At 66.5% G+C, this 14,066-nt stretch carries 10 protein-coding genes; 7 read left to right on the top strand and 3 right to left on the bottom strand.

Features of this window, described 5'->3' with window-relative positions; translation table 11 throughout:
- The first annotated feature begins 28 nt into the window (after window positions 1-28).
- Window positions 29-1,192 (top strand): MFS transporter, encoded by a 1,164-nt coding sequence (locus IE191_RS06570; RefSeq protein WP_191323540.1) that lies wholly within the window; start codon window positions 29-31, stop codon window positions 1,190-1,192.
- Entirely contained in the window at window positions 1,192-1,977 is a 786-nt protein-coding gene (locus tag IE191_RS06565) for an N-acyl homoserine lactonase family protein (protein WP_191323539.1), read from the top strand. The genes IE191_RS06570 and IE191_RS06565 overlap by 1 nt, the downstream gene beginning before the upstream one ends.
- On the opposite strand, the gene IE191_RS06560 is transcribed toward IE191_RS06565, so the two are convergent.
- Window positions 1,974-2,618, bottom strand: a complete 645-nt coding sequence (locus tag IE191_RS06560; RefSeq protein WP_191323538.1) for a helix-turn-helix domain-containing protein — start codon at window positions 2,616-2,618, stop codon at window positions 1,974-1,976. The genes IE191_RS06565 and IE191_RS06560 overlap by 4 nt on opposite strands.
- Before the next feature lie 136 nt (window positions 2,619-2,754).
- Entirely contained in the window at window positions 2,755-5,517 is a 2,763-nt protein-coding gene (locus IE191_RS06555; RefSeq protein ID WP_191323537.1) for a DUF5695 domain-containing protein, read from the bottom strand.
- 231 nt (window positions 5,518-5,748) lie between these two features.
- On the opposite strand from IE191_RS06555, the gene IE191_RS06550 reads away from it, so the two are divergent.
- The 4 genes from IE191_RS06550 (at window position 5,749) to IE191_RS06535 (ending at window position 11,191) form a co-directional block, all read left to right on the top strand.
- Window positions 5,749-8,136, top strand: a complete 2,388-nt coding sequence (locus tag IE191_RS06550; protein ID WP_191323536.1) for a glycoside hydrolase family 127 protein — start codon at window positions 5,749-5,751, stop codon at window positions 8,134-8,136.
- A complete protein-coding gene (locus IE191_RS06545) occupies window positions 8,133-9,191 on the top strand; it encodes an Ldh family oxidoreductase (RefSeq protein WP_191323535.1) in 1,059 nt (352 codons plus the stop codon). The genes IE191_RS06550 and IE191_RS06545 overlap by 4 nt, the downstream gene beginning before the upstream one ends.
- Window positions 9,192-9,258: 67 nt before the next feature.
- Window positions 9,259-10,182 carry a dihydrodipicolinate synthase family protein gene (locus IE191_RS06540; protein ID WP_191323534.1) on the top strand — a complete coding sequence of 308 codons (924 nt, stop codon included), beginning with the start codon at window positions 9,259-9,261 and terminating at the stop codon, window positions 10,180-10,182.
- 10 nt (window positions 10,183-10,192) lie between these two features.
- Window positions 10,193-11,191, top strand: a complete 999-nt coding sequence (locus IE191_RS06535; RefSeq protein WP_191323533.1) for a 4-hydroxyproline epimerase — start codon at window positions 10,193-10,195, stop codon at window positions 11,189-11,191.
- Between the two features lie 64 nt (window positions 11,192-11,255).
- Here the strand turns inward: IE191_RS06535 and IE191_RS06530 are convergent, their stop codons facing one another.
- On the bottom strand, window positions 11,256-12,671 hold the full coding sequence (locus IE191_RS06530; protein ID WP_191323532.1) for an amino acid permease: 1,416 nt from the start codon (window positions 12,669-12,671) through the stop codon (window positions 11,256-11,258).
- Window positions 12,672-12,815: 144 nt separating this feature from the next.
- On the opposite strand from IE191_RS06530, the gene IE191_RS06525 reads away from it, so the two are divergent.
- Window positions 12,816-14,048, top strand: coding sequence for an NAD(P)/FAD-dependent oxidoreductase (locus IE191_RS06525; RefSeq protein ID WP_191323531.1), 1,233 nt, complete (start codon window positions 12,816-12,818; stop codon window positions 14,046-14,048).
- Window positions 14,049-14,066: the final 18 nt, after the last annotated feature.

Here is a 14,066-nt window from a genome sequence, read left to right as displayed (position 1 = left end):
CAATCCTGCCACATCGCGTGGCTGGTCCGTGCTCGCCCTGGCTTATGCGCTGACGCTGGCAAGCATGGCGCAAGTGGGTGTGATCGCGGCGCTGACGCTCGATCTGGCCAAGGCGCTGGGGCTGACTGCGGCGCAGATCGGGCAGGGTCTGGCGCTGTTTTCGCTGCCATCGGCGCTGCTGGCCGTGCCCTGCGGCGCGCTGGTCGATCGCTTAGGCGCGCGGCGGGTGCTGGTCTGGTCCGGGCTGGCGGGGGCACTCGCCGATGCGCTGGCCGTGGCGGGCGGCAACTCGTCCGCGCTCTATGCCGCGTTGCTGCTCTCGGGCCTGGCGTTTACCGGGATCAGCGTCGCGGCACCCGCGCTGCTGGCCGCAGCCTATGGTGGCGCCCGGCAGGTGCGGGCCATGGCACTGTGGTCCACATATGCGCCGGCCGGCTTTGCCCTCGGCTTGGTGCTGGGCGCACCTTTTGCCCAGACAGGGCATTGGGTGCAGCCACTCGCGCTGCACGGCGCCTTGCTCGGCATCCTGGGGCTTTGCGCGCTGGCGCTTCCCCATCTGGTGCAGATGGCGGGCTTGCCTGATCGGGCTGCTGCCATGCGCGAGCTTGCCCTGGTGCTGCGCGAGCCTCGGGTGCTGCGGCTGGCGCTGGCGGTGGCTGTGCCATCGGCGATTTCCTATGGCACCAGCCTGGTCGCGCCGGCCTGGCTGGCACGGGTGCATGGTGCATCGATGGCGGAATCCGCCACGGTGGTGGCCGCTGCCAAGGGCGTGGCGATGATGTTGGGCGGGTTGGCGGCGGGCGCCGTGTTGGCGCGGGCCGGACGGCGGCGCGTGCTGTTTGCGGGCCTGGCCATGGCGGGCGCCCTTGCGCAGGCCTTGCTGTTCTGGCCGGGCGGCAGCCTGGCACTGGCTAGTGCTGCGCTGTTTGCCTGGCTGCTGGCGTTCAGCGGGTTGGGCGCGGTGGCGATGGCCCAGTTGCCCGCGCTGGCCGAAGCGGGCGCCGAGGCCGGCGGCAACCGCCAGGGCAGGGTTTCGGGCGTGATCGGGCAGGCGATTTCGCTGCTCTCTTTCCTCGCCCCCGCGATCTATTTCGGCATGTCGGGCTGGATCGGCTATGTCCTGCTGGCTGGCTGCGGCCTTGCCATGGCAGCATTGGCGCTGCCCGAGGTAGCGCCCAGGGAGCAATCGTGATGACCCCCAACACTGCCGTGCGCCGGCTGTTCGTGCTGCTCTGTGGCTTTGAAATCCTGCCCAAGACGATTTCCACCCGCAACTTGGGCCAGCGCTTCATCCTGAGCGAACCGGTCTGTGCCTATCTGCTCGACACCGATCATGGCTGGGTCTTGCTCGATGGCGGGATGAACCCCGACAACATCACCGATCCCGTGCGCCGCCACGCCTGCTTTGGCCAGTATGGCATGACCCCGCCGGTGGTGCGGCCGGTACACGACATGGCACAGCAACTGGCGCAGATCGGGATTGGCCTGGACGATATCGGCCATGTCATCCTCTCGCACCTGCATTACGACCATTGCGGCTATCTCGGGCAACTGACTCACGCGCGCATTTCGGTGCAGCGGCGCGAATACGACCACGCCTTTGCCGCCGATCCGGGGTTGGCCTATATCCGTTCCGACTATGACCTGCCGGGCCTGGACTGGGACTTGCGCGATGGGGATTGGCAAGCGATGCCCGGGCTGGCGCTGATCGATACGCGCGGCCACACCCAGGGCCATCAATCGGCGGTGGTTACCCTGCCGCAGACCGGCACGGTGATCCTTCCATTCGATGCCGGTGACCTGGCCGAGAATTTCGCCGATGAAGTTCTGCCGGGCGAATGCTGCGACGACATGGCCGCGCTCGCCGCGATCCGCCGGCTCAAGGCGGTGCAGCGCGAACACGACGCCACGATGCTGCTGTTCCACGATCCGGTGGCGATCCAGCAGATGCGCCTGGCGCCCGAATTCTACGGCTAGGCCGGCACTTGCCGGGTGGAGGGATGCATATAGGTGGAAACCGGCCGCCTCTCGGCCGTGGCGGGATCGTGCGAGATGGACAGCACGCGCGCATCGGCCTCGCCCACCGCGAGATAGAGGTGCTTCATGCTGCTGTCGAAATAGGCGCTTTCCCCGGCCGCCAGGCGGAAAGGCGCATAGTGTTCGGTGTGAATCTCGATCGCGCCGTCTAGCACATAGACGAATTCTTCGCCCTCGTGCTCGCTCCAGTGGTCGAAATCCTCCACCTTGCGGGCGCGGATGACCATTTCGAAGGGGATCATCGCCTTCTTCGAAATCTCGCTGGCGTGGATGCGATAGTCATATTGATCGGAGCGGAACTGTTCGCCTTCGCCCCGCCGCGTCACCGTCTTGCGCCCGGAAAGCTGGCTCTTGGCCGTGGCCGAAACGATGTCTTCGATTCCCACGCCCAAAGCGTCGCAGGCGCGCTTGAGAATGTCGTAGCTGGCGGAAATCTGGGCGTTCTCGATCTTGGACAAGGCCGAGATCGAAACGCCGGCCCGCGCACTGACATCGGCTAGCGTGGCGTTTTGTGCACGACGGATGGCGCGCAACCGCTTGCCGATCGCAAGTGCTTCTTCGCCTTGGTTGCCGCGCATCATGCAAAATCCGTCAATTGGGAAAAATTCTTTCCTAAAAGCGCATGGCACGTCGCGGCTCGGGCGGAAAGCAGGATTTTGCGCGAGTGGGGCGTTGATGGGGGTCAGGACAGACGGCGCACCGCTTCGGCTTGCGCGATCACCGTGGCTTCAGCGCGACTTGAACCGGACTGGTGCCGAGCGGGATGGTATAGCCGCCGCGTTCCAGCGTGCCACTGGTGACCGCGTAGGGCCTGCCGCTGGTGGTGGTGGTTTCGGCCATGAGGCGGGCGACCGGCTGGGTGGCACTGGCAGGATCGAGCATGAGCGTGACCTCGCCGCTGCCGGTGTCATAGGTCGCGCGCTGGATATGGCCTTCTTGCAACGTGATCCACAGGCCGGCCGGCGCGATGAACAGGCGGCGGCGCGCGCCGTCGCGCGGCACGATGCCGATCACCTTGCCCTGAGGCGTCACGTCGCCGCCAAAGCCCAGCCAGCCAAGCTGCGGATCGCGCACGAGATAGGTGGCGGCGGCAATGGCATGGCCATAGAACCCCATGCCGTAGTCGCCGGTGAGCGCATCCCACTGCATCATGTCGGGCCAGGAATGGAACGCGGCCGAGCCGAAGCCGTCCTGGGCGATATTGGTGATGCCGCCCATCATCCCGCCATAGGCGACGCGGAGCAGGTGCAGGTCTGACGGGTTCTGGCGGAAGGCGTCGAACAGCGGCACGGCATTGAGCGCCGAGCCATAGTGGTGGATCTGCCGCTCGATGCGCGAGACCTTGCCGCCATAGAGGAAATCCCAATAGCGCCGCGCGTTGCCGTTATAGCCCCAACTGGGAATCGCGGGATCATAACCCAGGATCACCTCGCGCGTGACGTCGGCCTGCGGTTGATAGCCGAAATGGCGCATCCAGGCATAGACTTCGGGCTGGCCGGTGGAGTCCCAAGCCATTTCGCTGCCGAACGGATACTTCATCCCGCGCCAATGATCGGCGCGCGCTTTCATCAGGCGTTCGACTTCGTCCGCCTGCGCGGTCAGGCCTTCGTGGCGCAAGTCGGCCAGGATGTCGAGGAACACGTCGCCCTCCATCTGGCCGAATTCGGCATAATAGGGCGCGTCGCGCATCATCGCCACCGTGGTGCGATAGGCCCAGTCGAGATAGAACCGCCAGTCGTGCTGGTGAACCAGCCCCTGCGTGTTGCGGGCCAGGCGATAGAGTAGCCAGTGGCCGACCGCGACATGGGGATAGTTGTAGGATCGGCCGAGATCCTCGGCATCCTTGCGCGACCACGAGGTCCAGGTCTTCCAGTTGATCGACGGATCATAATAGCCGGGGAACTGCTGCGGATCGTAATAGAAGATGCTTTTCTTGACGCCGCCCTGATGGGGACCGTCGGCAATCTGGAGCGTGCCGAGCACGGTTTCATCGACCAGCCGCTCGAGCTTGCCGACTTCGACCGGGTCGGGATTGTCGAGCTGCTTGATCGCGGCGGCGACCCACGAGCCAGCACCGCCTTCGTCGCTCATCCCCGCCACCCAGACACGGGCGTCCTGGGTGATGATGCGATGGTCCTGGTGATCGTAGGAGAGGATCGCGGGCGAACGGTGGAAGGGATCGCCCTTGCCTTCGAACCATTGCTGCGTGGTGGTGAAGGCGCCGAGATCGGCCATCACGCGATCGAGCGGCTTGGTGATGTAATAGCTGACTGTCTGCTTTTGCCCGTCGGCATAGGCGACGGTGAGCCGCGCCTGGCCCCATCCGCTGGTCTGGATGCGATAGCGCGCCCAGCCATGGCCGGCGGCCTCCGCCGTGGCGCGCAGGGCGCCGGCCGGCTCGCTGGTGATGGCGACCACTTTGCTGGGCGCCTTGAGAAACAGGCTGGCGGTCTGGTCTGTCGGGACGACGTAGCCGGGAATGCCGACCGCAACCGGACGTTGATGCGCCACCAGCGTGTCTTCGATCGCCCGGATCGACGGCGCGGTGATGAAGCGCAGGCCGATGGTGCGCGCCGCGCCCGGCGCCAGGGTGAAGCTGGTGGGCACGTTCCACTGCTCGCCCGCCTTGGCCCATTCGCGCTCGGCAAAGCCCTTGCTGGCGATGGTCCAGTCATAGAACCCTTCGGAGACCTGCGAACGCGGGCTGCGATCGGTGAAGATATCGCCGGCAGGGGCAGAGCGCGCTTCGAGCACCGGGCGATAGGCTTCGAGCGGAGTATCCTTTTCCGGCAGCACGAGCAGCGCCGGACCTTGGCCATTGAGCCGCGTGACCTGAAGATAGCCGGCATCGCGGCCGATATAGGGATCGACGAAGCTGGCCTGGGCATGCGCCTGGTCAAGATCGCGATCGCGGATGATGTTGTCGAACACCATGGGCAGGCCGAGCCCGCCGATTTCCACCGGCACGGCGCCGGTATTGACCAGGGTGAAGCGCAGCGCGAGCACGCCGTGGTCATTTACCCAGCGCCGCTCGACGCGCAGTGGCAGGCCCGCGCCAAGGGATGCGGTGATGTCTGCCGCGGCCAATATCCCTCGGCCGCCGGGCAGCGCGGCGAGCGGCCGGCGTGCGTGCGCCGAACTGAAATCGCGCCAATCGCCGCCCGGCGTGCGCAGGCGGATATGGATGTCGCCGATATGGACATAGCCATCACCCGCGCGTTCCGCTTCCCGCCCGGCGGGCACGAAATCGAAGCCGGTCGTGCCGAGTGGCGAGAGGTGAGCCAGGGTCTGCGTGTCGGTGCGCAGGGCAAGGTCGAACGTCGGGGTGCGCAGCGGCGTGGTCTGGATCGGGGGATAAGCGGGCGCCGGCTGGGGCGGTGCGCTCTCGTCTGCCGCGCAAGTCGCGCCCAGGGGCAGCACGGTGGATGCCACCGCCAAGGCCAGGGCGACAAGGGGCAGGGGCGTGAGCGGGCGCTTCATGGACGGTCCTTGGAGTCTGGCGGACAGGTCGTGATCAACAATCGACCGGCCGTGATCGCCCATTTCATGGCGAGCACCCACAGGAGCGTCAAGAAGATTATACGATATATGATATGGCTTTTGACCTGATCGGTTGGTCTTGCTGCCATGGGCATGCAGGGGCGAGGGTTGACTCACCTTGGCACCCTTGTATCAATAACGTATACGATATTCGTTAGGAGTTCTGAGGGCATGAAGGCCAATCGGCGCCAGTGGCTGGCAGGGGTTGCCAGCCTGGCAATCTGTTCGGTTCCGTTCAAGGCATGGGCGGCCGTGGTTGCCCCCAAGGTGCCGTTGCGCGCCCGCCCGCTGCCGCTGGAAGACGTGCGCCTGCGTCCCTCGGTCTATGCCACGGCGGTGGACGTCAACGTGGACTACCTGCTGTCGCTCAGCCCCGATCGCTTTCTGCACAATTTCCGCAAGTATGCCGGGCTGGAACCGAAGGCGCCGATCTATGGCGGATGGGAATCCGATACCATCGCCGGGCATTCGCTGGGCCACTATATGACTGCGCTGGTGCTGGCCTGGCAGCAGACCGGCAATGCCGAATGCCGCCGCCGCGCCGACTATATCGTGGGCGAACTGGCGCTGTGCCAGGCGCAGCGGCACGATGGCTATTTCGGCGCGCTGGGGCGCAAGACCAAGGACGGCGCCATAATCGATGGCGAGGCGATCTTTCCCGAAGTGATGCGGGGGCAGATCAAGTCCGGCGGCTTCGATCTCAACGGTTCGTGGTCTCCGCTCTACACCGTGCACAAGTATTTTGCCGGGTTGCTCGATGTCCATGCCGCCTGGGGCAATGCCCAGGCGCTCGACGTCGCCATCGGTCTGGCCAGCTATTTCGAGAAGGTCTTTGCCGCGCTGGACGACCAGCAATTGCAGGACATGCTCAACTGCGAATATGGTGGCATCAACGAAAGCTATGCCCAGCTCTATGCCCAGACCGGCGATCCGCGCTGGATCCGTCTGGCCGAGCGCATTTTCGACAACCGCGTGCTCGGCCCGCTGGTGGCGCAGGAAGATAAGCTCGCCAACTTTCACGCCAATACTCAAGTGCCCAAGCTGATCGGGCTGGCGCGCATCCATGAACTGACCGGCAAGGACGATCCGGGCCGTGCCGCGCGCTTCTTCTGGGAGCGGGTCACCGGGCATCACAGCTATGTCATTGGCGGCAACGCCGATCGCGAGTATTTCTTCGAGCCGGACAGCATCGCGCTGCACCTCACCGAGTCCACCTGCGAGCACTGCAACACCTATAACATGCTCAAGCTGACCCGGCATCTCTATGGCTGGCAGCCGCATGGGGCGCTGTTCGATTACTATGAACGTGCGCATCTCAACCATGTGATGGCGGCGCAGAACCCGGCGACCGGCGGGTTTACCTACATGACGCCGTTGATGAGCGGGGCGGCGCGCGAATATTCCGGGCCGAGCGAGGACGTGTTCTGGTGCTGTGTCGGCTCGGGCATGGAAAGCCATGCCAAACACGGGGATTCGATCTTTTGGGAAGGCGACGACACCCTGTTCGTCAATCTCTACATCCCCGCGACGGCAACTTGGCAAGCCAAGGGTGTCACGGCCACGCTGGACACCGATTATCCGTTCAAGCCGGAGGTGCGCCTTTCGCTCGATGCGGTGAAGCAGGGCCGCTTTGCCCTGGCGCTGCGCATTCCCGCCTGGGCAGACGGCAAGGCCAGCCTGGCGGTCAATGGACTGCCGGTTCCGGTGGCCACGACCAACGGCTATGCCCTGGTCCACCGCGCGTGGAAGAAGGGCGACGTGGTCACGCTGAATCTGCCGCTGGACTTGCGCCTGGAGAATGCCGCTGGATCGACCGATACGGTGGCGGTGCTGCGCGGGCCGCTGGTCATGGCCGCAGACCTGGGCCCGGCCGAAGCGCCATGGGCCGGGGTGGACCCAGCGATGGTCGGCGAGACGCCGCTGGCGGCGTTCGCGCCGATGGTTTCCGATCGGCCGCGTTATCACACCACAGGGCTGATCCGGCCGGCAGACCTGACCTTCGTGCCGTTCTTCAGCCAGTATGACCGGCGCAGCGCGGTCTACTTCAAGCGCTTCAGCGAAGCGGGGTGGAAAGCCGAGCAGGCCGCATTCCTGGCCGAGCAGGCGCGGCAAAAGGATCTGGCCGCGCGCTCCATCGACGTGATGCACCTGGGCGAAATGCAGCCCGAGCGCGACCATGGGCTGACCTCCGACATTTCCTATCCGGTTGTCTATCGTGGCCGCAACGGCCGCGATGCGCGATCTGGCGGCTATTTCGAGTTCGCCATGAAAGTGAAGCCGGGGCCGCTGGTGTTGCAGGCCAGCTATTGGGGCGGCGAGCGGGCGCGCACGTTCGACATCCTGGTCGACAATGTGCGGATCGCCACGCAGACGCTGGACAACGATCATCCCGGCGCGTTCTTCGACGTGGACTATCCACTGCCCGAAGCGCTGACGCGGGGCAAGGATCGGGTCAAGGTGCGCTTCGTGCCCGCCGATCGCAGCTCGGCCGGGCCGGTGTTCGGAGTGCGGGTGGTCACCGCCAAGCCTGGCGAAACCGCCGCCGGAGCAAAGGCATGAGCGGCGCAGCGGACGAAACGGTCGCGCTGACTCTGGACGAGGCCGATGCCCTGGCCCGCCAGGTGCTGTCGGCCTGGGGGCTGGCGCCCGATCATGCTGCGGCCGTGGCGCAGACGATGGTGGCTGGCGAGCGCGATGGCTGCGCGTCGCACGGGCTCTATCGCCTGCTGGTGGCGGCCAATTCGATCGAGCGTGGCGTGGTGGCCTGCGCGGCGGTGCCGCAGGTGAGCGAACCGGCGCCGGCGCTGGTGCGGGTGGACGGGCAGGGCGGCTTTGCCCAGTTGCCGTTCGCGCGCGGGCTGCCGCTCTTGGTGGACAAGGCGCGGCGCCACGGGATTGCCGCCATGGCCATCACCAACGCCGTGCATTTTGCCGCGCTCTGGCCCGAAGTGGAAGCGCTGGCGGGCGAAGGCCTGGTGGCGCTGGCGTTCACGCCCAGCCATGCCTGGGTCGCGCCGGAAGGCGGCACCCGGCCAGTGTTCGGCACCAACCCCATCGCCTTTGCCTGGCCGCGTCCGGGCCGGGCGCCGTTCGTGTTCGACTTTGCCACCAGCGCCGTGGCGCGCGGCGAGATCGAACTGCACCGCCGCGCGGGCAAGCCTGTTCCGCCCGAATGGGGCTATGACGCGCAGGGCCAGCCATCCACCGATGCGGCCGCCGTGCTCGATGGCGCGATGCGCACATTCGGCGCGCACAAGGGCTCGGCGCTCGCGGCCATGGTCGAACTGATCGCCGGGCCGTTGATCGGGGACATGACCAGCGCGGAATCGCTGGCCGCCGATGCCGGGCGCGGCGGCTCGCCGATCGGCGGGGAACTGATCCTGGCCATCGACCCTGCCGGATTTCTCGGCGCGGGTGTAGAGGCCCATTTGCAGCGCGCCGAGGCGCTGTTTGCCGCAATCGAGGGCCAAGGTGCCCGCTTGCCAGGCACCCGCCGGCTTGTCGCGCGGGCGCGATCGGCCCAGGAAGGATTGCGCATTCCCGTGGCTTTGCACCAGGATATCCTGTCGGTTCTGGCCAGGGGGCGAGTGCGCTCTGACAGCGCAAGCAAATGAGTCGTTGCGCACTCGTGAAAAATATAGTATACGATATTTCAAGCAAACGATATCAGGACGAAATTACATGGCAATCGGTTGGAAGGGTGTGTTCCCGGCAGTCACGACGCAGATCCGCGAGGATCTGTCGATCGATCTGGCCGACACCCAGCGCGTGGTCGATGACCTGATCCGCGACGGCGTGACCGGCGTGATCGCGCTGGGCACGGTGGGCGAAAACAACTCGCTGGAATACGACGAGAAGGTCCAGGTGCTGTCAGCCATTGTCGAAGTCGTCGATGGCCGCGTGCCGGTGATCACCGGCTGTTCGGAATACGATACGCGCCGCGCCGTGCGCTATGCCCAGGCGGCCGAAAAGGCCGGGGCCGATGGCATCATGCTGCTCCCGCCGATGGTCTATGTGCCCAAGGCGCATGAACTGGTCGCGCATTTCAAGGGCGTGGCGCAGAGCATGGGCCTGCCGATCATGCTCTACAACAACCCGCCGGCCTATCGCACCGTGATCGACAAGGACGTGCTGGCGGCGCTGGTCGACGTGGAAAACATCGTCGCGGTCAAGGAATCCGCGCCGGATACGCGCCGCTTCACCGATTTCCGCAATGAATTCGGCGATCGCTATGTCCTGTTTGCCGGGCTCGATGACGTGGCGCTGGAAGGCCTGTTCCTGGGCGCGCAGGGCTGGGTTTCGGGCCTCACCAACGCATTCCCCAAGGAATCGGTGGAACTGGTCAATGCGTTCCAGCGCGGCGACCATGCCAAGGCGATGGAAATCTATCGCTGGTTCATGCCGCTGTTGCACCTCGATGCCGAGCACGATCTGGTCCAGTCGATCAAGCTGGCCGAGCAGGTCATGGGCCGTGGTTCCGAGCGCGTGCTGCCGCCGCGCTATGTGTTGCAGGGCGCGCGCCGCGCCGAAGTGATCGCCATGGTCGAAAAGGCGGCGGCAACCCGTCCTGACCTCACCCCCACGCCCGTCGCCGAACTGGCGTAAGGCTTACGGGATGCGCCACACGTTCTTTTGCATCGATGGCCATACCGCAGGGAACCCCGTCCGCCTCGTTGCGGGCGGGGCTCCGCTGTTGAAGGGGGCCTCGATGTCGGAGCGGCGCCAGGATTTCCTGGCCCGGTTCGACTGGATCCGCACCGGCCTGTGCTTCGAGCCGCGCGGGCATGACATGATGTCGGGCGGGTTTCTCTATCCGCCGGTGGATCCGGCCAACGACATCGGCATCCTGTTCATCGAGACCAGCGGCTGCCTGCCGATGTGCGGCCACGGCACGATCGGGATCATCACGTTCGGCCTGGAACACGGGCTGATCCAGCCGGCCGTGCCGGGCCGCCTGAAAGTGGAAGTGCCCGCCGGCACGATCGACATCGCCTATGCAACGCAAGGGGCCAAGGTCACCTCGGTGCGGATCACCAACGTGCCCTCCTATGTCGCCGCGCGCGGCATCGCGGTGGACATCGAGGGCATCGGGTCGCTGTCGGTCGACGTGTCCTATGGCGGCAACTATTACGCCATTGTCGAGCCGCAGGGCGCCTATACCGGGCTGGACGATCTGGGCGCGGCGCGGATCATCGAACTGTCCAACCGGGTGCGGGCGGCGGTGCGCGAAAAGTTCGAGCCGGTGCATCCGCTCGATCCCACCATTCGCGGCGTCAGCCACGTGCTGTGGACCGACAAGCCCAAGCACGAAGGCGCCGATGGGCGCAACGCGGTGTTCTATGGCGACAAGGCGATCGACCGCAGCCCCTGCGGCACCGGCACGTCGGCCCGGCTCGCGCACCTTGCCGCGCAGGGCAAGCTGGCGGTGGGCGACAGCTTCGTCCACGAAAGCTATATCTGCTCGCGTTTCACCGGCCGGGTGGAGCAGGCCGTGACGCTGGGCGACCAGCCCGCGATCATTCCCTCGATCGAGGGTTCGGCAGTCGCGACCGGCTTCAACACGATCTGGATCGACCGCGAAGACCCGTTCTGGTCCGGCTTTCAGGTGACGTAAGCGCCTCATTCTCGACGCGAAAAGCCCCGCTGCACCAGCCTTGCGCAGCGGGGCTTTTTTCAGGTCAGGCCTGGCGCTCGGCTCGTCCCGCGTCGCTGTGGCGGCGGCCGTAGAGCAGGTAGAAGGCCAGCCCCAGCCCGTTCCACGCGGCAAAGCGCACCAGCGTGGCGCTGGGCAGGCTCAGCAGCAGATAGGCGCAGCCCAGGATCGTCAGCGTGCCCACCAGCATCGGCTGGGGGCAGCGGAACAGGCGCGGCAGTTCGGGGGCGCGGCGACGCAGGACCATCAGGCAGGCACCCACGGCCATGAACGCGATCAGCGTGCCGGCGTTGGCCAGTTCGGCGATCTCGTCCAGGCGGAAGATGCCCGCGACAATCGCGATGGAAATCCCGGTCAGCAGCGTGATCCGCACCGGCGCGCCGGTGCGCGGGCTGATCGTGGCGAGCGCGCGGGGCAGCAGCCCGTCGCGCGCCATCACGAAGAACACGCGGCTTTGCCCATACATCATGACCAGGATCACCGAAGGCAGCGCGATCACGGCCGCCAGGGCGATGAGGTGCGCGGCCATCGGCTGGCCCAGGCTGCGCAGCACCAGCGCGAGCGGCTCGGGCGAGTTGGCCAGTTGCTGGAACGGCAGGGCGCCGATCGCGGAAATGGCCACGGCCATGTAGATCAGCGTGCAGACCAGCATCGAGCCGACGATGCCGATGGTCAGGTCGCGGCCGGGATTCTTGGCTTCCTCGGCCGAGGTCGCCACGGCATCGAACCCGTAGAACGCGAAGAACACGATGGCCGCCGCCGCCATCACCCCGCGCTTTTCCCCACCGATTTCCGTGCTGCCAAAGCCATAGGGCATGAACGGGTGGAGGTTATGGCCCTGGAATGCAGGCAGGGCCATGATCACGAAGATCGACAGCGCCACCAGCTTGATGATCACCAGCACGATGTTGAGCGTGGCGCTTTCGCGCGTGCCCGCCACCAGCAGGCCCATCACGCCCAGCGCGACAAGCACGGCTGGCAGGTTGACCAGCCCGCCGCCGTGGGGGCCGACCAGCAGCATGTGCGGCAGGTGGATGCCGGCGGATTCGATCCATCCGACAAGATAGCCCGACCAGCCTACCGCCACGGTGGAGCAGGCCAGCGAGTATTCCAGGATCAGGCTCCACCCCACGATCCACGCGAGCTGTTCACCCAGCGCGACATAGCTGAAAGTATAGGCGCTGCCCGCCGCCGGGATGAGCGTTGCCATCTCGGCATAGGCCAGGGCTGCGCAGGCGCAGACCGCGCCGGCAATGGCGAAGGCCAGGATGACGGCCGGCCCGGCCCGTTCCGCGCCGACGCCGGTGAGGGTATAGATGCCCGTGCCGACGATCGCGCCCACCCCCAGCGCGATCAGGTGCGGCCAGCTCAGCGTCTTGGCCAGGGCGTGCCCGGATGTGCGTTGGGTCAGATCGGTCAGGGATTTGCGCGGTCCGAGCATGGGATCCTCTGGATGGGGGTACAAGGGTTGCGAAGCGTCTCGCGTCGGCAAGCGCGGGTGGTATCGCCAGATACGATCTTGTGCGCAACTAGCGTGATTGATATATGGTATACGAAATAGTCGGACTAATGCAATGGAGTTTTCGTGAGCGCAATCGGGGTTGTCGGCGGCGGCGTGGTGGGTCTGTGCACGGGGATCGCCCTGCTGGAGGCTGGGCACCGCGTTGTCCTTCTCGATGACGACGCGCAAGGGCAGGCGGCCTCGTGGGGCAACGCCGGGCATATTGCCACCGAGCAGGTGGAGCCGCTGGCCTCGCTTGAGACCTTGCGCTCTCTGCCCAGCCGCCTGTTCCTGCGCGGCGGCGCGCTGGCCTTTCCGCCTGGCGCAGTGAGGCACTGGCTGCCGTTCGGGCTGCGCCTGCTCGCCGCGTCGCGCCCGGCGCGCTTCCGGGCCGGTTGCGCGGCGATGGCGCCGCTGATGGCGCAGGCGCTGCCGGCCTGGCGTGCGCTTGCCCAGCGCATCGGCGCGGAAGACCTGCTGCGCGAAGAGGGCCATTTCGTGGCCTGGCATGGCGCGGCGGCGGCGCAGGCCGGCACGGCCGCGTGGCAGGCGGCACAGACCGGCACGGCCAGTGTGCAGCCCGTCTCCGACGCAGACCGCGCGCGCATCGATGCGCTGTGCCGCGCGCCGGTGGCCGGCGCCGTGCGCTTTGCCGGCACCGCCCAGATCGCTGACCTTGGTGCCTTGCGCCAGGCGCTGCACCAGGCCTTTGCCGCGCGCGGTGGCGAGCGGGTGCAGGCCAAGGCGGCCGTGCGCGTGGCCGGGGGGAGCGCCGCGATCGCGGGGGTGGAGGTGGACCAGGTGCTGGTCTGCGCCGGGGTCCGCTCGCGCGCGATCCTAGAGCGGTTGGGCCATGCCGTGCCGATGATCGCCGAGCGCGGCTATCACATCCGGGCGCAAATCCGCGACGAGCAAACTGGCTGGCCCGCCGATCTGCCGCCGGTGGTGTTCGAGGAGCGATCAATGATCGTCACCCGCTATCGCGACACGGTCCAGGCAGCGAGCTTTGTCGAACTGGGGCACCCCGATGCTCCGGCCGATCCGCGCAAGTGGGCGCGGCTTGAACGCCATGTCGCCGATCTTGGCCTGCCGATCACCGGGCCATACCAACGCTGGATGGGCTGCCGCCCGACGCTGCCCGACTATCTGCCCGCGATCGGCCGGGCGCAGGGTGCCGACAATCTGTTCTATGCCTTTGGCCATCAGCACCTGGGCCTGACGCTGGCGGCGGTGACGGCCGATCTGGTGACGGCACTGATCGACGGGGCCACGCCCGCCGTGCCGCTCGCGCCGTTCGATCTGGCCCGCTTTGCCTGACCGGCGCCTGTGTGACCG

This window comes from Novosphingobium pokkalii, assembly GCF_014652855.1.
Taxonomy (GTDB): domain Bacteria; phylum Pseudomonadota; class Alphaproteobacteria; order Sphingomonadales; family Sphingomonadaceae; genus Novosphingobium; species Novosphingobium pokkalii.
This window is presented reverse-complemented; position numbering and strand designations above follow the sequence as displayed.

What these genes read in the sequence shown, in the direction of transcription:
- IE191_RS06565 (WP_191323539.1), top strand. Translation starts at nt 1,192, where the DNA reads ATGACCCCCAACACTGCCGTGCGCCGGCTGTTCGTGCTGCTCTGTGGC.
- IE191_RS06560 (WP_191323538.1), bottom strand. Translation starts at nt 2,618, where the DNA reads ATGATGCGCGGCAACCAAGGCGAAGAAGCACTTGCGATCGGCAAGCGG.
- IE191_RS06555 (WP_191323537.1), bottom strand. Translation starts at nt 5,517, where the DNA reads ATGAAGCGCCCGCTCACGCCCCTGCCCCTTGTCGCCCTGGCCTTGGCG.
- IE191_RS06550 (WP_191323536.1), top strand. Translation starts at nt 5,749, where the DNA reads ATGAAGGCCAATCGGCGCCAGTGGCTGGCAGGGGTTGCCAGCCTGGCA.
- IE191_RS06545 (WP_191323535.1), top strand. Translation starts at nt 8,133, where the DNA reads ATGAGCGGCGCAGCGGACGAAACGGTCGCGCTGACTCTGGACGAGGCC.
- IE191_RS06540 (WP_191323534.1), top strand. Translation starts at nt 9,259, where the DNA reads ATGGCAATCGGTTGGAAGGGTGTGTTCCCGGCAGTCACGACGCAGATC.
- IE191_RS06535 (WP_191323533.1), top strand. Translation starts at nt 10,193, where the DNA reads ATGCGCCACACGTTCTTTTGCATCGATGGCCATACCGCAGGGAACCCC.
- IE191_RS06530 (WP_191323532.1), bottom strand. Translation starts at nt 12,671, where the DNA reads ATGCTCGGACCGCGCAAATCCCTGACCGATCTGACCCAACGCACATCC.